General features: G+C 58.1%; 29 protein-coding genes. 1 reads left to right on the top strand and 28 read right to left on the bottom strand.

Translation table 11 applies throughout. The features are described from left to right. Nucleotides 1-56 precede the first annotated feature (56 nt). From QBL02_RS10670 to QBL02_RS10660, 3 genes are all read right to left on the bottom strand, one after another. Nucleotides 57-2,579, bottom strand: coding sequence for a choice-of-anchor Q domain-containing protein (locus QBL02_RS10670; protein ID WP_282726418.1), 2,523 nt, complete (start codon nt 2,577-2,579; stop codon nt 57-59). Between the two features lie 107 nt (nt 2,580-2,686). Beyond that, nucleotides 2,687-3,712: an FUSC family protein gene (locus QBL02_RS10665; protein WP_282726417.1), complete on the bottom strand. Its 1,026-nt coding sequence runs from the start codon at nt 3,710-3,712 to the stop codon at nt 2,687-2,689. Further along, nucleotides 3,709-4,791, bottom strand: coding sequence for a linear amide C-N hydrolase (locus QBL02_RS10660; protein ID WP_282726416.1), 1,083 nt, complete (start codon nt 4,789-4,791; stop codon nt 3,709-3,711). Before QBL02_RS10660 ends, QBL02_RS10665 begins: the two co-directional genes overlap by 4 nt. Before the next feature lie 228 nt (nt 4,792-5,019). Here QBL02_RS10660 and katG point away from each other — a divergent pair, with 228 nt between their 5' ends. Next, entirely contained in the window at nt 5,020-7,236 is a 2,217-nt protein-coding gene (gene katG, locus QBL02_RS10655; protein WP_282726415.1) for a catalase/peroxidase HPI, read from the top strand. Between the two features lie 33 nt (nt 7,237-7,269). Here the strand turns inward: katG and QBL02_RS10650 are convergent, their stop codons facing one another. From QBL02_RS10650 to rpsJ, 25 genes are all read right to left on the bottom strand, one after another. After that, on the bottom strand, nt 7,270-8,898 hold the full coding sequence (locus tag QBL02_RS10650) for a leucine-rich repeat domain-containing protein (protein WP_282726414.1): 1,629 nt from the start codon (nt 8,896-8,898) through the stop codon (nt 7,270-7,272). Nucleotides 8,899-9,030: 132 nt separating this feature from the next. Then, the gene (locus QBL02_RS10645; protein ID WP_282726413.1) at nt 9,031-9,918 is read right to left on the bottom strand and encodes an oxygenase MpaB family protein; all 888 of its coding nucleotides are present in this window, start codon (nt 9,916-9,918) and stop codon (nt 9,031-9,033) included. 143 nt (nt 9,919-10,061) lie between these two features. Continuing rightward, on the bottom strand, nt 10,062-10,901 hold the full coding sequence (map, locus tag QBL02_RS10640) for a type I methionyl aminopeptidase (RefSeq protein ID WP_282726412.1): 840 nt from the start codon (nt 10,899-10,901) through the stop codon (nt 10,062-10,064). Between the two features lie 38 nt (nt 10,902-10,939). Further along, the gene (locus QBL02_RS10635; protein WP_282726411.1) at nt 10,940-11,533 is read right to left on the bottom strand and encodes an adenylate kinase; all 594 of its coding nucleotides are present in this window, start codon (nt 11,531-11,533) and stop codon (nt 10,940-10,942) included. Then, nucleotides 11,530-12,855, bottom strand: coding sequence for a preprotein translocase subunit SecY (gene secY / locus QBL02_RS10630; RefSeq protein WP_282726410.1), 1,326 nt, complete (start codon nt 12,853-12,855; stop codon nt 11,530-11,532). The genes QBL02_RS10635 and secY overlap by 4 nt, the downstream gene beginning before the upstream one ends. 161 nt (nt 12,856-13,016) lie before the next feature. Continuing rightward, nucleotides 13,017-13,478, bottom strand: a complete 462-nt coding sequence (gene rplO, locus QBL02_RS10625) for a 50S ribosomal protein L15 (protein WP_282726409.1) — start codon at nt 13,476-13,478, stop codon at nt 13,017-13,019. Beyond that, a complete protein-coding gene (gene rpmD, locus QBL02_RS10620; RefSeq protein WP_282726408.1) occupies nt 13,475-13,672 on the bottom strand; it encodes a 50S ribosomal protein L30 in 198 nt (65 codons plus the stop codon). Before rpmD ends, rplO begins: the two co-directional genes overlap by 4 nt. Next, a complete protein-coding gene (gene rpsE, locus QBL02_RS10615) occupies nt 13,672-14,382 on the bottom strand; it encodes a 30S ribosomal protein S5 (protein WP_282726407.1) in 711 nt (236 codons plus the stop codon). Before rpsE ends, rpmD begins: the two co-directional genes overlap by 1 nt. Then, nucleotides 14,379-14,753 (bottom strand): 50S ribosomal protein L18, encoded by a 375-nt coding sequence (rplR, locus tag QBL02_RS10610; protein WP_282726406.1) that lies wholly within the window; start codon nt 14,751-14,753, stop codon nt 14,379-14,381. The genes rpsE and rplR overlap by 4 nt, the downstream gene beginning before the upstream one ends. A gap of 2 nt (nt 14,754-14,755) precedes the next feature. Then, on the bottom strand, nt 14,756-15,292 hold the full coding sequence (gene rplF, locus QBL02_RS10605) for a 50S ribosomal protein L6 (RefSeq protein ID WP_282726405.1): 537 nt from the start codon (nt 15,290-15,292) through the stop codon (nt 14,756-14,758). A gap of 6 nt (nt 15,293-15,298) precedes the next feature. Continuing rightward, nucleotides 15,299-15,697 (bottom strand): 30S ribosomal protein S8, encoded by a 399-nt coding sequence (gene rpsH / locus QBL02_RS10600; RefSeq protein ID WP_282726404.1) that lies wholly within the window; start codon nt 15,695-15,697, stop codon nt 15,299-15,301. A gap of 113 nt (nt 15,698-15,810) precedes the next feature. Continuing rightward, the gene (gene rplE, locus QBL02_RS10595; protein WP_282726403.1) at nt 15,811-16,377 is read right to left on the bottom strand and encodes a 50S ribosomal protein L5; all 567 of its coding nucleotides are present in this window, start codon (nt 16,375-16,377) and stop codon (nt 15,811-15,813) included. Then, nucleotides 16,377-16,739 (bottom strand): 50S ribosomal protein L24, encoded by a 363-nt coding sequence (gene rplX, locus QBL02_RS10590; protein ID WP_282726402.1) that lies wholly within the window; start codon nt 16,737-16,739, stop codon nt 16,377-16,379. The genes rplE and rplX overlap by 1 nt, the downstream gene beginning before the upstream one ends. A gap of 4 nt (nt 16,740-16,743) precedes the next feature. Continuing rightward, nucleotides 16,744-17,112 (bottom strand): 50S ribosomal protein L14, encoded by a 369-nt coding sequence (gene rplN, locus QBL02_RS10585; protein ID WP_282726401.1) that lies wholly within the window; start codon nt 17,110-17,112, stop codon nt 16,744-16,746. Between the two features lie 28 nt (nt 17,113-17,140). Continuing rightward, a complete protein-coding gene (gene rpsQ, locus QBL02_RS10580) occupies nt 17,141-17,413 on the bottom strand; it encodes a 30S ribosomal protein S17 (RefSeq protein WP_282726400.1) in 273 nt (90 codons plus the stop codon). 2 nt (nt 17,414-17,415) lie between these two features. After that, nucleotides 17,416-17,724: a 50S ribosomal protein L29 gene (gene rpmC, locus QBL02_RS10575; RefSeq protein ID WP_282726399.1), complete on the bottom strand. Its 309-nt coding sequence runs from the start codon at nt 17,722-17,724 to the stop codon at nt 17,416-17,418. Next, nucleotides 17,724-18,143: a 50S ribosomal protein L16 gene (gene rplP / locus QBL02_RS10570; RefSeq protein ID WP_282726398.1), complete on the bottom strand. Its 420-nt coding sequence runs from the start codon at nt 18,141-18,143 to the stop codon at nt 17,724-17,726. Before rplP ends, rpmC begins: the two co-directional genes overlap by 1 nt. Nucleotides 18,144-18,146: 3 nt before the next feature. Then, on the bottom strand, nt 18,147-18,905 hold the full coding sequence (gene rpsC / locus QBL02_RS10565) for a 30S ribosomal protein S3 (protein WP_282726397.1): 759 nt from the start codon (nt 18,903-18,905) through the stop codon (nt 18,147-18,149). After that, entirely contained in the window at nt 18,905-19,288 is a 384-nt protein-coding gene (rplV, locus tag QBL02_RS10560) for a 50S ribosomal protein L22 (protein WP_282726396.1), read from the bottom strand. Before rplV ends, rpsC begins: the two co-directional genes overlap by 1 nt. 26 nt (nt 19,289-19,314) lie before the next feature. Next, nucleotides 19,315-19,596: a 30S ribosomal protein S19 gene (rpsS, locus tag QBL02_RS10555; protein WP_282726395.1), complete on the bottom strand. Its 282-nt coding sequence runs from the start codon at nt 19,594-19,596 to the stop codon at nt 19,315-19,317. Nucleotides 19,597-19,617: 21 nt separating this feature from the next. Continuing rightward, nucleotides 19,618-20,454 carry a 50S ribosomal protein L2 gene (gene rplB, locus QBL02_RS10550; protein WP_282726394.1) on the bottom strand — a complete coding sequence of 279 codons (837 nt, stop codon included), beginning with the start codon at nt 20,452-20,454 and terminating at the stop codon, nt 19,618-19,620. A gap of 23 nt (nt 20,455-20,477) precedes the next feature. Beyond that, the gene (gene rplW, locus QBL02_RS10545; protein ID WP_282726393.1) at nt 20,478-20,777 is read right to left on the bottom strand and encodes a 50S ribosomal protein L23; all 300 of its coding nucleotides are present in this window, start codon (nt 20,775-20,777) and stop codon (nt 20,478-20,480) included. After that, the gene (gene rplD / locus QBL02_RS10540; RefSeq protein ID WP_282726392.1) at nt 20,774-21,427 is read right to left on the bottom strand and encodes a 50S ribosomal protein L4; all 654 of its coding nucleotides are present in this window, start codon (nt 21,425-21,427) and stop codon (nt 20,774-20,776) included. The genes rplW and rplD overlap by 4 nt, the downstream gene beginning before the upstream one ends. Nucleotides 21,428-21,430: 3 nt before the next feature. Continuing rightward, nucleotides 21,431-22,087, bottom strand: coding sequence for a 50S ribosomal protein L3 (gene rplC, locus QBL02_RS10535; RefSeq protein WP_282726391.1), 657 nt, complete (start codon nt 22,085-22,087; stop codon nt 21,431-21,433). Between the two features lie 11 nt (nt 22,088-22,098). Then, a complete protein-coding gene (gene rpsJ, locus QBL02_RS10530) occupies nt 22,099-22,407 on the bottom strand; it encodes a 30S ribosomal protein S10 (protein WP_218115563.1) in 309 nt (102 codons plus the stop codon). Nucleotides 22,408-22,415 lie beyond the last annotated feature (8 nt).

The raw sequence follows: 22,415 nt of genomic DNA, 5'->3' as shown, positions 1-22,415 counted from the left end.
CGTGTGCGAGCTACCCGGGTTTTGCGCTGTAAAGCTTTGGGCTTTCACTGGCTCGACTATTCGGTTTTTGTAGCACCCTGCCGCTTCGAACGAAACGCCAACGCACCAACAACAAGCAACACACCACCGAGCACCCAAAGCGACCACGGCGCCTCACCACCGGTATTCACCAACGGCTTCGTTGGATCAACCGGCTTCACCGGCACCACAGCGTCATGAGTTACCGTCACCGTCGCAGTATCTCGAGCACCAAGATCAGCACCCGTCACCGAAGTGATCATTGCGGTGAAACTACGACTACCCGCCTTGTTCTTTATCGTCTCAATCTGAATCGTCTTGTCGGCAGTGTCACCGTCAGCCCAACTCACCTCAAAACGATCAGCGAAATAATCGTCACCATCTTTCGCAGTACCATCCTGCAACTCAATCACCGCAGACACCGCACCAACACCAGCACCCTGACGCTTCACCGTCAACACAGCAGGTGAACCAGCCTGAACCGTCACGTCAGGCCCCATCACAACCGCATCAACAACAGGCACAACAGCCGCAACCTCAACCGCGCCACGATCAGGAGCAACACCCTGCGGGCGCGCGATCCCACGCTGATCGACAAGCACATCACCCATTGCCGCAGTATCAACAAGCGGTGAATCATCGGCGGGCAAAAGCGTCTGCGTTAAACCACCGTTGTTCGCGAGCGCACCAAGTTTCCAGTCTGCAACTGGCAGCACATCGGTGCTGGCCGCATCAAGTTCACCGAGCACAGCCACGGTGTTGTTTGCACCCGTAACTGTGCAGACAACAGGGTCAATGACGGGAGCCGAGACCTCAGCGATCGCCGAATTACGAACGGTCAGATAACCAGATGGGCTGCACTCGTGAACATATGCGCCACCGGCCATGGTGACGTGCTCCACAAGTGCCAAGGCATCGTTTGTTATGCCCAGCACCGAGGGAAGCGCAGCACTCGGACGGTCTTGGCGATCAAACGTTGAATTTCGGATCACCAGTGACTGATGGTCTGCCTCGCCCGAGCCGGTCACGCTCACTTCAAGGTCGCTCGCATTCGCGCCGGCAAGCGGCACATTTCGCGCAAAGGTGGATCCCTCGATGCTCACGCTTTCGCCGTAGTCCAAGTCAATCTGTTCAAGGTGCATAGCAATTGCTGAGTTATCGAGGAAGCTAGATCCATTTACCCGAATACTCGAGTTGTTCTCAAAAATTGAGAGCGCCGCGAGTGCAGCCTGCACCCGCGAAACCGTGCTGTTCACAATCTCAAATGCACCGTAATTCGCTTGAGCGTACACGCCATAGTCGATGCTGTTTCCGTCATAGCCGGTAACACCGTCAACAGTGACTCCGTCAAGCTTCACCAAGAGCGCATTTGGGCCATCTTGATGTTCAAGGCCTTCGAAGTTGATAGCTGTCTCGGAAACGACCGAACCGATCACGTCAGTGTCTGCAATCAGCACAGTTCCGGTGACGCCATCAAATCGCAGCACCGAACCTTCGGAAGCAGTATTCGCGTTGAAGGTGTTCCCAACGATCCAGGCTGCGACGTTGTTGTCGCCGAACGCACCGTTTCCGTCTGAGACAGAGAGTGTGTTTCCTTCGATATTGGTATTCGTCACACTGTTTTTGGCAAACATAATCCCAGCTTCAATCGAACCGAGATAGACGCCAGCGAGTGTGCGGCCCTTGATATCGTCAATCTGATTTTGGGCAATATGCACGGCGGCTCGCGCTGGACTCGCAACAGCTTCGACCGAGTCAATCGAAAGCACAATACCGCTGGCTTCAACTTCCTGAGCATCGATATCAAAGAAGTTGTTGTCAATAATCAGGATCTGCTCATCTGCCGCCAACTCGGCACTGACCACGATGAGGCCAGCCATACGGGTCTCACTGAATGAGGAGTTCTTCATCGTGAGACCGCGATTGAGATCGCTGATGTTGAAAACAGAGCCTTCGGAATAATCGTTCCCGAAAGGCGATCCAGCGACGGTGACCTGATCAATCAGCACACCGCCGTAGGCAGACTCAATGTTCACACCGCCCTCGCTGAGATTAGTCATCCAGACCCGTTCGAAAACGAGGGGGTATTCGGCGACCGCGCTCGAAAGCTGAATCATCGGATCCATCGATGGCTTTGTGACTTTGAACTCAACGTCAAACACCTGCATGGTCACGTTGTCGCCCTCGAGCATATAGCCGAGGTCGTCTTGAGCGGGCGCCCAGTTGATGATGCTGCGTCCGCCACTTCCCTTAATCGTGACGCTTTGCTCAAGGGTAAGCGGCTGAGTAACGGTTACCTCAACACCGGCAGCGATCGCAATGGTGCTCGGTCCGGGCTCAAGATTGGCGAGACCTACCGCCTCGGCAAAGGTACCTGCTCCAGTATCGCCCGGATCTGTCACGGTAAAGGTGGTACCAGCCGGAAGCAGCGAGCGCTGCACTTCGATTGTTGCCGGTTCAGCGGCGACTGCCTGCGTCACGACAGTTGCGGGCACGAGCCCCGTAAATGCGAGTGCTGCGCCAGCACCAATCGCCAAGTATGCACGTATGCGCTTGCGCATGCACTCCCCCATTGTTTTAGTCTTGTGTCTAAATTAATGGGCGGACGTGCCGCTGTGCAATACTTTTTCGCCACATGCACAATGGCATACCATTTACGATTGAGAGCTCAGGCTGCCGGGTTCTGAACCGCGGGGCCAAGCGGCTGACGCCGCCGCAGAACTGTCTCAATAATTGCTGCGCTCGCAAGCGCTAACACAGTAGCCGCGAGAGTCGCTTCCAGTCGGTAAACACCCAAAGTGATGAGCGATTCTTCAGATGCTGTCGTGAGCAGAATTGCCGGGGTAAGAAAGAGAATGAACAGGGCGTAGTTGCCAGAGTTGATGTAGGCAACACAGAGCACCAAACACACGAGAGCGGCGATCGTTGGCACGGGGGCTGGGAACACGGCAAGACCCACCGCGAGCATGGCACCACCCACCGAAGCCAAGATCCGAAGATATCCGCGATTCTTTCGCTGATCAGCGCTCACCGAAAGCAGGATGCAAAACGAAAGAAGCGCCCAGCCCACATATGGAAATCCGATCGCCTTTGCTCCAAGCACGATCATGAGAGAACCGATTGCCGTAGCGAATCCATACGCCAGGCGTTCTCGAGTTGGCACCGATGTTTTGTGATCCGCCGCTCGTTGCCGCGCCAGCGCGGCAAACGCCAGCACAACACCCGCGCCAATAAGCGAGCCCAGCAAGACCTGCCAAATTTCGGCGCCGACCTCCGAGAGATTGGCGAAGGCCAGAAGATTCACCGGTGAGCGGGTGAGCATTGCGGTCTCTCCAAGCATGGTGAAGCCCTGCACCAGCGAGACAACAACGAGCGCGATCATAACTGCCAGCAAGCCCATACTGCTCGCAAAAAAGCCCAGCAGAGCAACCGCCAAGGACCAAGAAACCGCTATCACCCGAGCCCGCCAGCTCTGACCTCGCACGATCGAAAGCAAAAAGAGAATGGTCAGATAGCCCGAGGTAGCAGTATTTGGGCCAATCAGCGCATTGCATATGCCAAGCACAAAACCAGCAACTGCGACAAGAAGCACTGCAAATCCGATGGACTTGGGACTGAGCTTCCAACTCACTGGTGAACGACCTCCCGGTGAGGCGGGATCGTTCGAAACCTCGCTATTTCGCGCCAAAGTCACTCACGCTTCTTGCCGACCAGAGACTGCACCGCTTGCTGAATAACCGCAAACTCCGCCTGCCTTGTCGCAATAAATTCGAGCGCTTTGCGTCCAGTGGCAAGCACCTCGCTCGCAAACTCACCGACATCGCTAAAGCTTCGACTGACATTGCCAGCGAGGCCACCCTCAAGCGCCAAGCGCCCGACCAGATCAAGTCGCAGCACCTTCGACCCCTCGCTAAAGCTGAGTTCGTCTAGGTCTACCCAGACGATGCCGGGCCGGGTGGTCGACTCGAAGACGTAGCGACGATTTGTGAGGTCGAGCACCACCTGCCAAATCGTCTGCGAAGCATCCGGTTTTCCAGGATCCGGCGTACGGAACGGCTGGGCCACGTTTCGAATAATGCTGAACATTGCCGCAATCGCCGCAAGCTGTGTGGCCGGCTGCTCCTGGCGCTCCACATAGTACGAGGCGCGCGCAAAGCGATCGGTTGCGAGCGTCGATCCGGGTAATGGTTTTTCACCGCCGAGCCCCTCGAACTCTTTCACAAGTTCAAGCTGCTGGTCGTAAGTCGGCGAGTTGGTCATTACCTTGTAGTCGCGGCTGTGGTAAATCGTTGGCAAGCCGTCAGTGTATTCAATAATCGCCGAGTCACCAGTGGCATCATCAAGCGCGAGGTGCAGTGTTGGCACGAGATTGCCGGTTGGGTCAAATAGCTGCGCAATTTGCACCTGAGATTGCCGGGTCCACTCCACTGCCTCTTCAACCGTTGCAAAATTATCGAGGTAGTACTGCAGCCAGACAGCCTGGCTCAGTTGCGTGGCATCAGTGTCAGGCTTTCCGTATTCCGACTCCGCGAGCCAAAGAATGTGCCCCGCAAAACCCTTTTCGTTCATGCCGTCAGTGCCGACCAGGTCAAAGGCTGTGGCGACAAGGCTGCCGTATTTCGAAGTCCAATTCAGTTTGCCGTGCACCCCGTCGGTGCGTTTCATGCCGCGCGGATACTTCCACAGGTTAGTCAGTAGGTCCATCCGAAAGTCCATATTGCGACCCACGAGAACCGCGCCGTTCGCATCTGGCCAGACAACTCTTGTGCACATGTCTTCGATCATATTGCGAGCGCTACCAGCCTGAAACTCTCCGCAGGCAAAGATTCAAAGCAAAAGGCTCACTGCGAGTGATGCCTAAGCGCCCCACCCAGCTACGCATTTTTGTTCACGCTTGTACCCAAATGGGGCGCCTAGTGGACAAGAACGCAGTCACCTGAAATTCAATTGCATTTGATAGGCAAGCAGCACGCCAGCCACCAGCTTGTAAGGAGCCTCTACATGTCAGACCCGAAATGCCCAGTAACTTTTGGCGAAAACGGCAATAGTGCAGCCAGAACTCACGCTCAAAACAATTCTGATTGGTGGCCAGACCGTCTAAACCTCAAGATTCTCTCAAAACACTCCGCTGTTGCGAATCCACAGGGAGTCGATTTTGACTACCGTTCAGCTTTCCTCTCGCTCAACCTCGACGAAGTGAAACGCGACATTGCCAGCCTGCTCGTGAATTCCCAACCTTGGTGGCCCGCTGACTTTAACAATTACGGTCCGCTCATGATTCGAATGGCCTGGCATTCTGCAGGCACCTACCGCGTGTTTGATGGCCGTGGCGGAGGTGGCACCGGGCAACAGCGTTTCGCGCCCCTCAATAGCTGGCCAGATAACGTCGGTCTAGACAAAGCCAGACGCCTACTTTGGCCGGTGAAAAAGAAGTACGGCAAGTCGCTCTCGTGGGGTGACCTCATGATTCTCGCCGGAAACGTGGCTCACGAGGAGATGGGCATGCCAGCCTTTGGCTTTGCCGGAGGACGCCCCGACGTGTGGGAACCAGATGACGACGTCTACTGGGGATCAGAACGCACCTGGTTGGGCGACGAAGATCGCCTGGCTGGGGAAGCACACCGCAAGAGTCTGCAAAAACCACTCGCTGCCACGATGATGGGACTCATTTACGTAAACCCCGAAGGGCCCGGCGGCACACCAGACCCACTCGCCGCCGCGCACGAAATCCGCGAGACCTTCAAGCGCATGGGCATGAACGACGAAGAAACCGTGGCACTCATCGCTGGCGGTCACACCTTCGGCAAGACTCATGGTGCCGCTCCTGCTGACGATCATGTAGGGCCCGAACCTGAGGCTGCTCCCATGTCGGCGCAGGGACTCGGTTGGCAAAGCAACTTTGGCACCGGGCACGGCAACGACACCATCGGCTCGGGTATCGAGGTCACCTGGACTTATCACCCGACCCGGTGGGACAACGAGTTTTTGCACATTCTGTTCGGTTACGAGTGGGAGCTGGTCACGGGCGAAGGCGGGCATTTTCACTGGCGCCCAGTAGATGGCGGTGGATCGGACATGGTGCCGATGGCACAGGGCCACGAGCGCCGTGAGCCCCGTATGCTCACCACCGATCTGTCGCTGCGCGAAGATCCCGCGTACCGTGAAATCTCACTCCGGTTCCGAGACGATCAGATGGCATTCACGGAGGCCTACAGTCGCGCCTGGTTTAAACTCACGCACCGCGACTTGGGCCCAAAAACTCGATATCTTGGCGCTGAGGTTCCTGCTGAAGACTTGCTCTGGCAAGACCCACTTCCTGAGCGGGATTACCCGCTAGTCACTCCCGAAGATCTTGCTCTTCTTGAGCAGCGAATCGCCGAGTCTGGACTCAGCATTGCCGAGCTTGTCGGAACAGCGTGGGCGGCAATGTCGACCTATCGCGGTAGCGATAAACGCGGCGGTGCCAATGGCGGCAGAATTCGCCTCGAGCCGCAGCGCTCTTGGCAGGTGAACCGCCCAGAAAAGCTTGTCGGTGTGATTGCCAAGCTTGAGGCGATTCAAACTGAGTTCAACTCCCGAGAGGATGCTGACTCTCAGGTTTCTTTTGCCGACCTGGTTGTGCTCGCCGGCAATGTTGGTGTTGCCCGCGCAGCCGCGGCTGGAGGCGTCGATGTGTCTGTACCGTTCACGCCTGGTCGAACAGACGCGAGCCAGGAGCAGACCGATGTTGAGTCGTTCGGATATCTTGAACCAGCAGCAGATGGATTCCGAAATTATGAGAGCGAACGAGGCTTGGGTTACCCAGCAGAGCATTTGCTGATAGATCGAGCGAATCTCTTGACACTTTCGGCCCCCGAGATGACCGTGCTGCTTGGCGGTTTGCGAGTACTCGGCGCCAATTGGGACGGCTCAAACTACGGTGTGCTCACCGATCGTCCCGGTGTGCTGAGCAACGACTTTTTTGTGAATCTTCTTGATCTGAACACCACTTGGACGCCGCTTGATCCGGGGTCGCGCGCGTTTGAAGCGAGTGATGATGCCAGCGGCGAGCGCAATTGGCGCGGCACCAGGGCCGATCTGGTGTTCGGTTCAAACTCCGAACTGCGCGCCGTGGCCGAGGTGTATGCGAGTGATGATGCAGCTGATTCCTTCACTCACGATTTTGTGAAAGCTTGGGTGAAGGTATCAAATCTCGACCGTTTTGATCTGACGGTCTAACCATGATGGCTGAGAGTACGGAGATCCCCGCTCTCAGCCATCGCTGCGTTTGCGCTTCTGGGAATGTCGCAGGCCTATGAATCCAGCACTGGCAAACACCAAAGCTAAGGCGAGCATGCTTGTCGTGTACCACCGAGCTGCACCTGTTGAAACCAGACCGGTGGACCCGTTTGGCACAGACGGGGTTACCGGCAGTGTCGGCTCGACGTAGGGCGACGCCTCGTCAAATACCAGCTCAAAATAGACTGCGCTGAACACGGGGTCAAAGGCCCAACCTTCTGGCAGCGCGGAGTCGTCGATGTAGTAGCCGCCGTGAGGGAAGGCGTATAGTCGCGCGGTTTCGCCTGCAGTAACCATCCCAAACAGGATGTACGTGATCCCGGCTGTCTCAACAGATGTCAGTACCGGGTCGTTTACCGAGCCGTCTTTGTTCGTGGTGGCTTGCGTAATGCTTGGCGTCTCTGGCATAACTTGGGTGCCCGTCACAGCCCACTCGATGATGCCACCATAGTCTGCTGTACCGTCTCCCGAGGGGCTACTCCAAGCTGTTTGCGCTTTGCCGTGCGTTTCGAACACGAAGCTGTCGCTCGCTTCGTCGAACCAGAACGAGTTTGAGGCTACTGTGAGCCCGTCAAAGCCAATAATTGGGTTTTGTGTTGGCTCACCAGCTTTGGCGGAACGCTGTATTACCTGGTCACGTACGCTCAACCAATACCCAGAGAATCCTGCAAACGCAGAGACGTCTGCGATCCGGTTTTCGTTGAGGTTGACTGTCATCAAGTTTTGCAGTGCGGCAAGGGGCGTCACATCTTCAATACCGTTGCCCCGTAGCCCGAGGTTCAACAAGTTGCCGAGTCCTTCCAAGACGCTAAGGTCGCTCATGCCGGTATTGCTCGCCTCGAGAGACTCGAGGAGATCGAAGTTTTTGAGTGTATCCCAGCCAGCTATCGAATTGGATTCCACTGCGAGCTGTCGCAGATTGCCGAGCGGTGCTAGCGGTGAAAGGTCACTGACCTGGTTGTATCCAATCCACAGTGACTCCAGGTTGGGCAATTGACTGACGGGCGTGAGGTCGGCAATCTGGTTATCCGCCACTTGCAGCTCGATCAATCTGTGCAGGCCAACGAGGTCAGAGAGTTCAACGAGCTGGTTCGAGTCGAGCTTTACCCGCTCCAAGCTATATAGCTTCGATATCGGGGAAAGGTCACTCACTTGGTTCTTTGCAAAATCTATTGATTTGATTCCAGGCAGGGCAATCAATGGCGAAAGATCATCAATCTGGGAGCCAATAATCGTGAGCGATTGCAGCATCACTGAGTCTTTTAGTGGAGTGAGGTCTATATGAGTCGTGCCGTCACCGAATACAAAAAAGCTGCTCAAAAACTTCGCTGTTTCAAGCCCACTCAGATCACTTATTCCCGGGGCGAAACAGCTGAGATTGGTGATCTGACGCATCTGTGTCTCGGTGATCTCGGCTGTTGGGTCTTGGTTCAGCGATTCACTAATGCAGTTTCGAAGCACTGAGTCTGGAATATGAACGCCGTCGCCTTGATCTGCGGCAGCTGCGCCCCCACTGAGTATCGTGACACTCGCTGCGAGTAGTGTGACGAGTGCACCGGCAAGTAGCCCGCGCGAGCGTTGGCGCTCTTGATTCGCGCGCATGTTGACCCCTGTTCATGGGCATTCGTGAAGTCTTGCCCTCGAGTGTTCTCGTCGCGCAACTGTGCGCGATCCTCGTGGTAAATGTAATCTGCGCGGCCGCCTATTTTCAAGCCACTCGTCAAACAAATCTGTCTAGCGCGTTTTGCGCACCTTGCGATACGGGTGATCCTCAACCCGCGCCGTGGCAGCTCCGATGAGTTCTCCATACGACTGCGACTTGCGCGCAAGTGACATCAGCCACCGCGTAGTTCGCGCCGCAGAACGCAAATTCATCGGCCTCCCCTCGATTCCGTACAGCAGCCTCGCCCAATCAGGCAGCAGCGAGAGCACACCGTCCTGCACGATGATGATGCTCCAAACCTTCACCGGATTGCCCCTAAAAGACGGCTTCCGCAACGTACGCGTGACTTCAGCGGCTTCGACCGTGAGCGAAAGCCAGCTTTGCTGGGCGTCGATGTACTTCTCCAGTTCAGAGACAGAACGTGGGATCGCCGAAAGATCTTCGATCCCAATCAGACGCGCAGCTTCTACCTGTTCCACAATGAACCGATTCGCTTCGTCCAGGGTCAACTCGTTGCCAAAAGCATTGCTAGCCTGAATCAAGGCATACACAAAAGTATTGTGCGTCCAGGCAAGCCAATCCTGGTTATCTGCTCGCATCTCCTGGCCGCTATGCGGGTCAACCCACACCGCGTGCGCGTGCATCCGCCGCACCGACTGAGCAGCCGCTTCAGCGTGCGCTTTGTCACCAAACACAACGGTCTCGAAGTAGCGGCCAGTGCGCTCATCGCGTCCAGCGGAATCATCGTGCGAACCCGTGGTTTTGTAAAAGAGCCGCATCATGTACGGGTTGAGCGCCTGCAACAAAAGCGCGGCCATGCCGCCAAGCTTCGAAACCGGATCGGCAAACACACGCCAAGAAACACTGTCTGGCCCGAAGAATCCATCATCGCTGCGCGCAGAACTCTCCTGCCCTTTGGCACCCGTGTGCTGCTGTTGGCGAGGATCTTCGGTACTCATATTGGCTGGCTCCTTGAGATTAAACACAGTCCATCTCAAGTTAGCGCCGCGCCAGCGCTGACACGCTGCAGCTCAGCTGCCGAATCACGCAATAAACGACCGATCAACGAATCGATCGGTCGTTTATTGTGTGAAAGTTTACTTTAGGCGATTGGGGTTGGCACAATGCCAAACGGAGCGAGACCTGCAGCGCCGCCGTCCGGCGCGGTAAGCACCCAGATACCTCCAGAGTGCACCGCTACTGTATGCTCCCACTGCGCGCTCATCGAGCCATCTGCGATGCTGACTGTCCAGTCGTCGTCTTCGATCACAGTGTCGATCGTGCCAGCCGAAATAATCGGCTCAATCGCAACAACAAGACCGGGTTTCACCTCGGGACCCTTACGGTGCGTTGGCACATTGAACACAGGCGGATCCTCGTGCATACGACGCCCGATACCGTGCCCAATGTAGTCTTCAAGAACGTTAAAATCGCTCTCTGCGTTGACATAAGCCGATACGGCCTCGCCAACCTCATTCAGGTGCTTTGCCTTCGCGAGACGAGCAATTCCGTGCCACATCGCTTGTTCTGTTACCAGGTTAAGCTTTTCGTTCGCAGCTGTCAGTTCAGGGCGAGCCGGATCTGGCAGAGCCACAGTGATCGCAGTGTCGCTGTGCCAGCCCTGAATCACGGCACCAACGTCAAGCGAGACAATGTCGCCAGGCTCCAACGGACGGGCACTCGGAATCGAGTGCACCACGTTCTCGTTCACATTGGCGCAAATCGTGTGACGGTAGCCAGGCTCCAACATAAAGTTGGGTGCACCGCCGAGCTGGCGAATTGCCTGCTCGGCGATGGCATCAAGCTCAAGCGGAGTGATACCGGGCCGAACCGACGCAGCCATAGCGGCAAGCGCAGCAGCACCAGCATCCCCGGGCGCCTGCATGAGACGCAGTTGCGCGGGTGACTTGTAGATCGAACGCCGCAGCAGACCCCGACTCACGTAAATTCAGCTCCTATAGAACGTTGGAAAGACCGGAACTAGCCGGCAAGCTTTGTATCAAGCGCGGTGAAGATACGCGAGGTAACCTCTTCGACGTCACCAAGACCATCAACCGTAACCAGCAGATCACGGGTGGTGTACAGCTCAACCAGCGGGGTCGTCTGCTCCTGGTAGACGTTCTGGCGGTGACGAATGACCTCTTCAGTGTCATCGGCACGACCCTCAACCTCAGCACGGCCGAGCAGACGAGTGACAACCTCATCGGTATCAACCTCAAGCAGCACCACGGCGTCAAGCACGCGCGCATCGGCCTCAAGCGCCCGATCGAGAGCGTGCACCTGATCCACCGTGCGTGGGTAACCGTCGAGCAAGAAACCGTTCGCGGCATCTTCCTGCTTGAGGCGATCCGCAACAATCTCGTTGGTCAGCTCATCTGGCACCAGCTGACCAGCCTCGATCAACTGCGAAACGCGCTTGCCGAGGTCGGTACCAGCCTTGATGTTTGCGCGGAAGATATCACCGGTCGAGATCCACGGAATTCCGTAACGCTCGGCGATTCGTGACGCCTGGGTGCCTTTGCCAGCCCCTGGAGGGCCAACGATGAGAAGACGAGTCTGTGCGGTTACGCTCACTTAAGAAGCCCTTCGTAATGACGCTGCTGCAGCTGAGCGTCGATCTGCTTGACGGTCTCCAGGCCGACACCCACGATAATGAGGATCGACGCGCCGCCGAATGGGAAGTTCGAGTTGGCGCCGAAGAATGCCAGCGCGATCAGCGGCAGCAGAGCAATCAGACCGAGGTACAGCGAACCAGCACTTGTGATGCGGTTCAGCACGTAGTTGAGGTATTCAGCGGTTGGTCGACCAGCACGAATGCCTGGCACGAATCCGCCGTACTTCTTCATGTTGTCTGCGACCTCTTCAGGGTTGAAGGTGATCTGAACGTAGAAGAAGGTGAAGCCGATGCAGAGCAAGAAGAAGACGGCCATGTAGACCGGCTGATCGCCCTGGACGAGGTTTGCCGAGATCCAAACGACCCAGCCCGGCAGATTGCCGTCTTTGTCAGGAGTCTGGCTGAACTGCGCAATAAGCATTGGCAGGTAAAGAATTGCCGAGGCGAAGATAACCGGGATAACGCCCGCCATGTTCACCTTGATCGGAATGTAGGTGCTGCTGCCACCGTAGGTGCGGCGTCCAACGACACGCTTCGCGTACTGCACAGGGATGCGGCGCTGTGACTGCTCGACGAAGACCACGGCAGCAATCACGAGGATACCGACGCCGATAACGAAGAAGAAGACTTCCCAGCCCTTCGAGAGCTTGATGGTCCAGAGCGCGTTCGGGAACTGCGCAGCAATCGAGGTGAAGATCAAGAGCGACATACCGTTACCGATACCGCGCTCGGTGATCAGCTCACCGAACCACATGATGAGGCCAGTGCCAGCGGTCAAAGTGAGGATCATGATGATGATCGCCCACCATTCCTGCGACACAAGGTTCTGGCAGGCCTGGTTTGCCGAGCTGCCAAACAGCATGCCCGAGCGTGCAACAGTGATCAGAACGGTCGACTGCAGCACTGCGAGTGCGATCGTAAGGTAACGCGTGTACTGCGTCAGCTTCGCCTGACCGGCTTGGCCTTCCTTGTGCAGTGTCTCGAAGTGAGGAATCACCACACGCAGCAGCTGCGTAATAATCGAAGCCGTAATGTAAGGCATGATGCCCAACGCGAAGATCGACAGCTGCAGCAGCGCGCCGCCACTGAACATGTTGATCATCTCGTAGATGCCAGAGGTGCCTTGCTGGTTTGCAACAAGACATGCCTGTACGTTGTCGAAGTTAACAAACGGCGCGGGCACAAATGAGCCCAGCCGGAACAATGACACGATCGCGAGCGTGAAGAGGATCTTCCGTCGCAGGTCGGGGGTCTTAAAGATCCGTCCGATGGCACTAAACAAGGGCCTGCCTCCTGCAAAAACTATGAGATGTCCGAGTTGTGCACGAACACCAAGAACCCAGCCTACACCGAGAGGCTGATGTGAAAAAGTAGGGGCCGAGCCGATCTTTCCTAATTTCTTAGAAAAGATCGAGCTCGGCCCCCGCCCGAACTCTAAAAGAGTTACTTGATCTCGCCGCCTGCGGCGGTGATCTTCTGCTCTGCCGAAGCCGAAACCTTGTCGACTGAAACAATGAGCTTCACGCTGAGGTCGCCGTCACCAAGCACCTTGACAGGCTGGTTCTTGCGCACAGCGCCCTTCTCTACGAGGTCTGCAACCGTGACCTCTCCACCCTTCGGGTAGAGCTCGGCCAGCTTGGCTACGTTGACGACCTGGTACTCGGTGCGGAACGGGTTCTTGAACCCGCGCAGCTTCGGGGTGCGCATGTGCAGTGGCATCTGCCCACCCTCGAAACCAGCCTTGACCTGGTAGCGCGCCTTGGTGCCCTTGGTGCCGCGACCAGCGGTCTTACCCTTAGAACCCTCACCGCGACCAACACGGGTCTTGGCCTTCTTCGCGCCTGGTGCTGGACGCAGGTGGTGCGCCTTCAGCACGTCGCCGCGCTCTTCGATGTTCTCGCTCATGCGTCGATCTCCTCAACCTTCACCAGGTGAGCGACAGTGCGAACGTAACCGCGGTTCGCTGGGGTGTCTTCGCGAACGACCGTCTGGCCGATCTTGCGAAGGCCCAAGCTGCGGAGCGTGTCGCGCTGGTTCTGCTTCTCACTGATAACGGACTTCGTCTGCGTAATCTGCAGGCTCTTCTTCTGGGCAGCCATTACGCACCTGCCTTTGCCTTGGCTGCAGCGTCGGCCGCGGCCTTCGCCTCAGCGCGCACGAGGCGAGCTGGAGCGACGCGGTCGAAGTCGAGACCACGGCGGGCAGCTACGGAGCGTGGCTCCTCGAGCTGCTGCAGAGCCTCAACGGTCGCATGCACAATGTTCAGGGTGTTTGACGAGCCGAGCGACTTGCTAAGCACGTCGTGAATGCCAGCGCACTCAAGTACGGCACGCACTGGGCCACCGGCGATAACACCGGTACCTGCAGCGGCTGGACGCAGCAGGACTACGCCTGCGGCTGCCTCGCCCTGCACTGGGTGCGGGATGGTGCTGCCAACGCGTGGAACGCGGAAGAAGTTCTTCTTAGCCTCTTCAACGCCCTTCGAGATTGCCAGTGGCACCTCTTTAGCCTTGCCGTAGCCAACACCAACGGTGCCGTTGCCATCGCCTACCACGACGAGCGCGGTGAAGCTGAAGCGGCGGCCACCCTTAACAACCTTCGAAACGCGGTTGATGGTGACAACGCGCTCGAGGAACTGGCTCTCGTTGCGGTCACGACCGCCACGCTCGCCACGGGTACCGCGGTCACGGCTGCCACGACGCTGCTCGCGAGGCTCGCTGCGGTGGTCGGTAGCCTGAGTCTCAGCGCCCTGCGCCGAAGCCTCCTGGGTCTCTGCAGACACTTGCTGCTCCTTCGTCTCTTCGCTCACAGGGTCAGCCCCGCTTCGCGTGCGCCGTCAGCAATCGCTGCAACACGGCCGGCGTACTTGCTGCCACCGCGGTCGAAGACCACGGCGTCGATGCCAGCGCCCTTAGCGCGCTCGGCTACGAGCTCACCAACGCGGCGAGCCTTTGCGGTCTTGTCGCCATCGAAGCTACGCAGGTCAGCTTCCATGGTCGAAGCCGATGCGAGGGTGAAACCCTTCGAATCGTCGATGACCTGGACGAACACGTGACGTGACGAACGAGTAACAACGAGACGCGGACGCGACTCGGTGCCAACGATCTTCTTGCGCAGGCGAGCGTGGCGGCGGATACGCGCAGCCGCGCGACCCTTGGCGCGGGAAATGTTAGCGGCCATGGTTACTTACCAGCCTTTCCAGCCTTGCGGCGAACGTTCTCGCCCGCGTAGCGGATGCCCTTACCCTTGTAGGGTTCTGGCTTCTTCAGCTTGCGGATGTTGGCGGCGACCTCGCCCACGGCCTGCTTAGAGATACCGCTGACAGAGATCTTGGTGTTGCCCTCGACTGCGAGCGTTACGCCCTCAGGAGCGTCGAACAGTACTGGGTGCGAGAAGCCGAGCGCCAGCTCAAGGCCGTTGCCCTTCTGCTGCACGCGGTAACCGGTTCCGACAACCTCGAGCTGCTTTGCGTAGCCCTCGGTAACACCGATGATGTCGTTGTTGATGAGCGTGCGGGTCAGGCCGTGCAGCGCTCGCGATGCGCGCTCGTCGTCGGGACGGGTAACAATTACCTGGCCCTCTTCGAGTGCAACGCGGATAGGTTCAGCAACAACGAGCGACAGCTCGCCCTTGGGTCCCTTGATCGTGACCTGCTGGCCAGCAATCTTGATATCTACACCACCGGGAACGGTGATGGGAAGCTTTCCAATACGTGACATAGCTGGTTACCACACGTAGGCCAGCACTTCGCCGCCCACGCCCTTCTGCTCAGCCTCGCGGTCCGTGAGGAGCCCCGAAGAAGTGGACAGGATCGCGATGCCCAGACCACCGAGCACGCTCGGGATCTCGGTTGAACCTGCGTAGACGCGAAGGCCGGGCTTTGAAACCCGCTTGATGCCTTCGATCGAACGCTCACGGTTCGGGCCATACTTCAGCGACATGGTGAGGATGGTACCGACGCGGCCGGCCTCAACCTTCCAGTCAGCAATGTAGCCCTCGCGCTTGAGGATATCGGCGATTCGTTCCTTCAGCTTTGAGCCTGGGAGCGAAACGTCATCGTGGTGCGCACTGTTAGCGTTGCGCAGCCGGGTCAGCATATCTGCGACCGGATCGGTCATCGTCATAAGTGACTCTACTTTCTCGCCTGGTATCGACTGCCGTTACACGACAGACGACCTGGGTGACATGCGGATTGGCACCCCGCTCACGCGGGGTGCCATCCACTTGGACTATTCAGTTATTCAGACTTGAACGGGAAGCCGAGTGCACGAAGCAGTGCACGACCCTCGTCGTCAGTCTTTGCGGTGGTCACGACAGTGATGTCAAAACCACGCACTCGATCGATCTTATCCTGATCAATCTCGTGGAACACACTCTGCTCGGTCAAACCGAAGGTGTAGTTTCCGTTTCCGTCGAACTGCTTTGGCGAAAGTCCGCGGAAATCGCGGATACGCGGCAGTGCGAGGGTCACAAGGCGGTCCATGAATTCCCAGGCGCGGTCACCACGAAGGGTAACGTGTGCGCCAATGGCCTGGCCCTCACGCAGCTTGAACTGCGCGATGCTCTTACGAGCCTTGGTGACCATGGGCTTCTGACCGGTGATCTTGGTGAGGTCAGCAATTGCGCCCTCGATCACCTTGCTGTCGCGGGCAGCCTCGCCGACGCCGGTGTTGACAACGATCTTCACGAGGCCAGGGACCTGCATGACGTTCTCGTAACCGAACTCTTCGCGAAGTGCAGGAACGATCTCGTTCCGGTACACCTGCTTCAGGCGTGGCAGGGTTGCTACTGCAGTCTCAGTCATTAGAGATCCTTCCCTGACTTCTTGGCGTAGCGAACACGCACGGTCTTCTTCACACCGTTCTTCTCAACCTCTTCGACGCGGAAGCCAACACGCGTTGGCTTCTTGGTCTTGGGGTCAACAAGTGCGACGTTTGAGATGTGGATCGGAGCCTCGTGGGTCTCGATACCGCCCTCATTGGTGCCGCGCGAGCTCTGGCCCTGACGCACGTGCTTCTTGACGTAGTTCACGCCTTCGACAATCACGCGGTCGCTGTCCTTGATTACCTCAAGAACGTGGCCCTGCTTGCCCTTGTAGCCGCCGCGCTCCTGCGTGGCGCCCGAGATGACCTCTACGAGATCACCCTTCTTGATCTTTGCGCCCATAGGACTAGATCACCTCCGGTGCGAGCGAGACGATCTTCATGAACTTCTTATCGCGAAGCTCACGACCAACCGGCCCGAAGATACGGGTGCCGCGAGGCTCCCCATCTGCCTTCAGAATGACCGCAGCGTTCTCATCGAAGCTGATGTACGAGCCATCAGCGCGACGAGTTGACTTGCGGGTGCGAACGACAACAGCCTTAACGACGTCGCCCTTCTTGACGTTTCCGCCCGGGATCGCGTCCTTGACGGTCGCGACGATGGTGTCTCCGAGCCCCGCGTAGCGGCGTCGTGAACCTCCGAGCACACGAATCGTGAGCAACTCCTTGGCGCCGCTGTTATCGGCTACCTTGAGTCGCGATTCCTGCTGAATCACTGGTTACTCCTTTTCCGAAGCCTACGGCTTACTTCGCCTTTTCGAGGATCTCGACCAGGCGCCACCGCTTGGTCGCGCTCTGTGGGCGGGTTTCGTGGATGAGCACGAGATCGCCGATGCCGGCGGTGTTCTGCTCATCGTGTGCCTTGACCTTCGAGGAGCGACGCAGCACCTTGCCATACAGCGGGTGCTTCACACGATCCTCAACCTCGACAACGATGGTCTTGTCCATCTTGTCGCTCACGACGTAGCCACGACGTGCCTTGCGGTAGCCGCGCTGTTCGGTTTCGACCTCAGCCATGTTTAGGCCTCCTTCGTATCAGCGGCGGCATCCGCCTGCTCGGTCTTCTTGGTGCTCTTCTTCGCAGCCTTTACAGGAGCGGCAGCCGGGGTAGCCCGAATGCCGAGCTCGCGCTCACGCAGCACCGTGTAGATGCGCGCGATATCGCGCTTCACCTGGCGCACGCGGCCGTGGCTCTCCAGCTGGCCGGTAGCCGACTGGAATCGAAGGTTGAACAGCTCAGCCTTTGCCTTCTTCAGCTCTTCAGCCAGTCGCTCGTTCTCGAAAGTATCGAGTTCGGTGATGGCAAGATCCTTGCTTCCGATAGCCATTACGCGTCGCCCTCCTCGCGCTTGATGATACGGGCCTTCAATGGCAGTTTGTGGATCGCGCGGGTCATAGCCTCGCGAGCCAGCTGCTCATCGACACCGGCGACCTCGAAGAGGACGCGACCCGGCTTGACGTTAGCTACCCACCACTCGGGCGAGCCCTTACCCGAACCCATGCGGGTTTCGGCAGGCTTCTTCGTGAGTGGGCGGTCTGGATAAATGTTGATCCATACCTTGCCACCACGCTTGATGTGACGGGTCATCGCGATACGAGCTGACTCGATCTGACGGTTCGTCACGTAAGCGGGGGTCAGGGCCTGGATACCGAACTCGCCAAAAGTGACCTTGTTGCCACCCTTTGACATGCCGCTGCGGCTTGGGTGATGCTGCTTACGGTACTTGACTCGACGGGGAATCAGCATGACTTACTTCTCCGCTCCTGCTGCACTGGTAGCAGCCTCGGCCTGAGCGCCACGAGGCGCACGGCGGCGGTCGCCGCGATCGCGTGACGGCTTCTGAGCCGCCTGCTCGCGAGCGAGTTCCTTGTTAGTGAGGTCGCCCTTGTAGATCCAGACCTTCACGCCGATACGGCCGAAGGTGGTCTTAGCCTCGTAGAAACCGTAGTCGATGTTCGCACGAAGGGTGTGCAGTGGCACACGACCCTCGCGGTAGAACTCCGAACGGCTCATTTCAGCGCCGCCAAGACGGCCTGATACCTGGATGCGAACACCCTTGGCACCGGCACGCTGAGCGCCCTGGAGGCCCTTACGCATTGCGCGGCGGAAAGCCACACGAGCAGCAAGCTGCTCTGCAATGCCCTGAGCGACGAGCTGAGCATCAGCCTCTGGGTTCTTAACCTCGAGGATGTTCAGCTGGATCTGCTTGCCGGTGAGCTTCTCGAGGTCAGCGCGGATGCGCTCAGCCTCTGCGCCACGGCGGCCGATGACGATGCCTGGGCGAGCCGAGTGGATGTCAACACGCACGCGGTCACGGGTGCGCTCAATCTCGATACGGCTCACGCCTGCGCGGTCAAGCGAAGCAGTGAGGTGCTGACGGATCTTGATGTCCTCGGCGAGGTAGTCAGCGTAACGCTGGCCCTTCTTCGTCGAGTCCGAGAACCAACGCGACACGTGGTCGGTGGTGATCCCGAGGCGGAAGCCGTAGGGATGAATCTTCTGGCCCATTACTTGGCTCCCTTCTTTGCTGCCGCGAGTTCATCTGCGCTCTGCAGAACGACAGTGATGTGGCTCGTGCGCTTGTTGATGCGGAAGGCGCGGCCCTGTGCACGTGGGCGGAAACGCTTGAGCGTTGCACCCTCGTCTACAAAAGCGCGAGCGATGACGAGTTCGTCCTCATTGAGGCGAAGGTTCTCGTTATCAGCCTTGACGCGGGCGTTAGCGATAGCAGCAGCTACCAGCTTGAAAATCGGCTCCGAAGCGGCCTGCGGGGCGAACTTCAGGATGGCCAGGGCCTCCTGTGCGTTCTTGCCACGGATCAGGTCAACAACACGACGAGCTTTCTGGGGGGTAACGCGGATATGACGCACGCGGGCGATCGACTCCACCATTTCTCTTCCTCCTTCACGTCACCGCGTTAGCGGCGACGGCCCTTCTTGTCGTCCTTCACGTGGCCGCGGAAGGTACGAGTTGGTGCGAATTCGCCCAACTTGTGGCCAACCATGGTTTCGGTGACGAATACGGGGATGTGCTTGCGACCGTCGTGCACTGCGATGGTGTGTCCCAGCATTGCTGGAATGATCATCGAGCGGCGCGACCAGGTCTTGATCACGTTATTGGTGCCAGCTTCGTTCTGGGCAACCACCTTGTGAAGCAGGTGGTTGTCAACGAAGGGGCCCTTCTTGAGACTACGAGGCATCTTCTACTCCTTACCTGCCCGTTAGCGCTTCTTGCCGGTCTGGCGGCGACGAACAATGAGCTTGTCGCTTTCCTTATTGGCCTTGCGCGTACGGCCTTCCTTCTGGCCCCACGGGCTGACCGGGTGACGACCGCCCGAGGTGCGGCCTTCGCCACCACCGTGTGGGTGATCGACTGGGTTCATCACGACACCACGCACGGTTGGGCGGACGCCCTTCCAGCGCATACGGCCGGCCTTACCCCAGTTGATGTTCGACTGCTCGGCGTTACCGACCTCGCCGACGGTTGCGCGGCAGCGCACGTCAACGTTGCGGATTTCGCCTGAAGGCAAACGGAGCTGAGCGTAAGGGCCATCCTTAGCGACGAGACGAACCGAAGCGCCAGCCGAACGTGCCATCTTTGCACCGCCACCGGGCTTCAGCTCAATGGCGTGAATCACGGTACCGGTTGGGATGTTACGAAGCGGCAGGTTGTTGCCTGGCTTGATATCGGCGGTTGGACCCGACTCGATAGTGTCGCCCTGCTTCAGCTTGTTTGGAGCGATGATGTAACGCTTGGTGCCATCAACGTAGTGCAGCAGTGCGATGCGGGCGGTACGGTTCGGATCGTACTCAATGTGAGCGACCTTTGCGTTTACGCCGTCCTTGTCGTTACGACGGAAGTCGATGACGCGGTACTGACGCTTGTGTCCACCACCGATGTGACGGGTGGTGATACGGCCCTGGTTGTTACGACCGCCGGTCTTAGGCAGCGGGCGCAGCAGCGACTTTTCAGGGGTCGAGCGCGTGATCTCAGCGAAATCGGCGACACTCGAACCGCGACGACCTGGGGTCGTCGGCTTGTACTTACGAATTGCCATGTTGTTTCCTCTTCGCTTCCGAGCTACAGCGCAGCCGTGAAGATGTCGATGGTGCCCGACTTCAGGGTCACAATGGCACGCTTGGTGTCCTTGCGCTTGCCCATGCCGAACTTGGTACGGCGGGTCTTACCCTTGCGGTTGAGAGTGTTGATCTTGTCAACCTTTACACCGAAGACCTGCTCGATAGCGAACTTGATCTCAGTCTTGCTCGCGGTCGGCTCGACCTCGAAGGTGTACTGACCGTTCTGATCGATCAGCCCGTAGCTCTTCTCAGAAACGATTGGGCGGATGATCACATCGTGTTGCGACTTGTTCAGGCTCACTTCGAGACCTCCTTCTGGCCACGTGCCTCAACGAAAGCGTCGAAAGCAGCCTTGGTGAAGACAATGTCATCGCTCACGACTACGTCGTATGCGTTGACCTGGTCCTGGTAGAGGACGTGAACCTGTGGCAGGTTACGTACACTCAGCACGGTCAGATCGTCTTCGCGGTCAACAACCACGAGAACGCGCTTACCTGGAGCAACCGAAGCGAGGAACTCGCGAGCGCTCTTGGTGCTTGGCTTGCCCTCGATGCCGAAGCTCTCGACGACGTGCAGGCGGTTTGCGCGAGCACGATCGCTCAGCAGACCAACGAGCGCAGCCGCGATCATCTTCTTAGGGGTGCGCTGCGAGTAATCGCGAGGCACTGGACCGTGAACGATGCCACCGCCGCGGTGCTGCGGCATACGGACCGAACCCTGACGAGCGCGGCCGGTGCCCTTCTGCTTGAAAGGCTTGACACCAGAACCGCTGACTTCGCCGCGGGTCTTTACTTTGTGAGTACCCTGACGCGCAGCTGCGAGCTGTGCGGTCACCACCTGGTGGATCAGGGGCACATTGGTTTCAGCGCCGAAGATAGCCTCGGGAAGCTCGACCGAACCGGCCTTCTTGCCCTTCGCGTCGACGACGTTGAGCTTGGTAGCGGTAGCCATGAACTACGCCCCCTTCACTGCGTTGCGAACGAATACGAGACGGCCGCGTCCACCTGGAACTGCACCCTTAACGAGCAGCAGACCCTTCTCAGCGTCAACTGCCTGAACCACAAGGTTCTGCACGGTGACGCGATCGTTGCCCATGCGTCCAGCCATCTTCTGGCCCTTGAAGACGCGACCCGGGGTAGCTGCGCCACCGATCGAGCCAGGCTTACGGTGGTTACGGTGTGCACCGTGCGAAGCCGAAACACCAGAGAAGTTGTGACGCTTCATGGTGCCTGCGAAACCCTTACCCTTCGAAGTACCAACGACGTCGATCTTCTGACCGGCTTCGAAGGTTGCATCGACGGTGAGCTCCTGGCCCAGCGAGTACTCTGCGGCATCTGCGGTACGTACCTCAGTGAGGTGACGACGCGGGGTGACACCGGCCTTTGCGAAGTGACCTGCACTTGGCTGGTTCACCTTGCGTGGGTCGATCTGACCGGCAGCGATCTGAACGGCGCTGTAGCCGTCGACCTCTGCGGTGCGGATCTGGGTGACCACGTTAGGAGCCACCTCAATAACGGTAACGGGAACGACCTTGCCGTCCTCGTCCCAAACCTGGGTCATACCGAGCTTCGTGCCCAGCAGGCCCTTGACGTTGCGTTCTGCGTTCGACATTCGAGACCCCCTTACAGCTTGATCTCGATGTTGACGTCAGCTGGCAAGTCGAGACGCATCAGCGAATCGACGGCCTTCGGCGTTGGATCGACGATGTCGATCAGACGCTTGTGCGTGCGCTTCTCAAAGTGCTCGCGGCTGTCCTTGTACTTGTGAGGAGAGCGGATCACAGCGATCACGTTCTTCTCCGTAGGAAGTGGCACTGGACCGATAACGGTGGCACCCGCGCGGGTAACCGTGTCAACGATCTTGCGTGCCGAGCTGTCGATGACCTCGTGGTCATACGACTTCAGTCGAATGCGGATCTTTTGGGCCGCCATAGACTTCT

Source organism: Leucobacter sp. UT-8R-CII-1-4, from assembly GCF_030010235.1.
GTDB lineage: Bacteria > Actinomycetota > Actinomycetes > Actinomycetales > Microbacteriaceae > Leucobacter.
Note: the sequence above shows the minus strand (reverse complement) of the source record. Positions and strands in the feature narration are given on the sequence as shown.

Excerpts from the sequence above, each read along its gene's own strand:
- rplR (WP_282726406.1), bottom strand. The coding sequence starts at position 14,753 with ATGGCCGCTAACATTTCCCGCGCCAAGGGTCGCGCGGCTGCGCGTATC.
- rpsC (WP_282726397.1), bottom strand. The coding sequence starts at position 18,905 with ATGGGCCAGAAGATTCATCCCTACGGCTTCCGCCTCGGGATCACCACC.
- rplC (WP_282726391.1), bottom strand. The coding sequence starts at position 22,087 with ATGTCGAACGCAGAACGCAACGTCAAGGGCCTGCTGGGCACGAAGCTC.
- rplX (WP_282726402.1), bottom strand. The coding sequence starts at position 16,739 with ATGGGCGCAAAGATCAAGAAGGGTGATCTCGTAGAGGTCATCTCGGGC.
- katG (WP_282726415.1), top strand. The coding sequence starts at position 5,020 with ATGTCAGACCCGAAATGCCCAGTAACTTTTGGCGAAAACGGCAATAGT.
- QBL02_RS10660 (WP_282726416.1), bottom strand. The coding sequence starts at position 4,791 with ATGTGCACAAGAGTTGTCTGGCCAGATGCGAACGGCGCGGTTCTCGTG.
- QBL02_RS10670 (WP_282726418.1), bottom strand. The coding sequence starts at position 2,579 with ATGCGCAAGCGCATACGTGCATACTTGGCGATTGGTGCTGGCGCAGCA.
- rplP (WP_282726398.1), bottom strand. The coding sequence starts at position 18,143 with ATGCTGATTCCCCGTCGAGTCAAGTACCGTAAGCAGCATCACCCAAGC.
- rplF (WP_282726405.1), bottom strand. The coding sequence starts at position 15,292 with ATGTCACGTATTGGAAAGCTTCCCATCACCGTTCCCGGTGGTGTAGAT.
- QBL02_RS10645 (WP_282726413.1), bottom strand. The coding sequence starts at position 9,918 with ATGAGTACCGAAGATCCTCGCCAACAGCAGCACACGGGTGCCAAAGGG.
- rplV (WP_282726396.1), bottom strand. The coding sequence starts at position 19,288 with ATGGTGGAGTCGATCGCCCGCGTGCGTCATATCCGCGTTACCCCCCAG.
- rpsS (WP_282726395.1), bottom strand. The coding sequence starts at position 19,596 with ATGCCTCGTAGTCTCAAGAAGGGCCCCTTCGTTGACAACCACCTGCTT.
- rpsJ (WP_218115563.1), bottom strand. The coding sequence starts at position 22,407 with ATGGCGGCCCAAAAGATCCGCATTCGACTGAAGTCGTATGACCACGAG.
- rplO (WP_282726409.1), bottom strand. The coding sequence starts at position 13,478 with ATGAGCGAGAACATCGAAGAGCGCGGCGACGTGCTGAAGGCGCACCAC.
- QBL02_RS10650 (WP_282726414.1), bottom strand. The coding sequence starts at position 8,898 with ATGCGCGCGAATCAAGAGCGCCAACGCTCGCGCGGGCTACTTGCCGGT.
- rplD (WP_282726392.1), bottom strand. The coding sequence starts at position 21,427 with ATGGCTACCGCTACCAAGCTCAACGTCGTCGACGCGAAGGGCAAGAAG.
- rplE (WP_282726403.1), bottom strand. The coding sequence starts at position 16,377 with ATGACTGAGACTGCAGTAGCAACCCTGCCACGCCTGAAGCAGGTGTAC.
- rplB (WP_282726394.1), bottom strand. The coding sequence starts at position 20,454 with ATGGCAATTCGTAAGTACAAGCCGACGACCCCAGGTCGTCGCGGTTCG.
- rpmC (WP_282726399.1), bottom strand. The coding sequence starts at position 17,724 with ATGGCTATCGGAAGCAAGGATCTTGCCATCACCGAACTCGATACTTTC.
- rpmD (WP_282726408.1), bottom strand. The coding sequence starts at position 13,672 with ATGGCTGCCCAGAAGAAGAGCCTGCAGATTACGCAGACGAAGTCCGTT.
- rpsH (WP_282726404.1), bottom strand. The coding sequence starts at position 15,697 with ATGACGATGACCGATCCGGTCGCAGATATGCTGACCCGGCTGCGCAAC.
- rpsQ (WP_282726400.1), bottom strand. The coding sequence starts at position 17,413 with ATGGCTGAGGTCGAAACCGAACAGCGCGGCTACCGCAAGGCACGTCGT.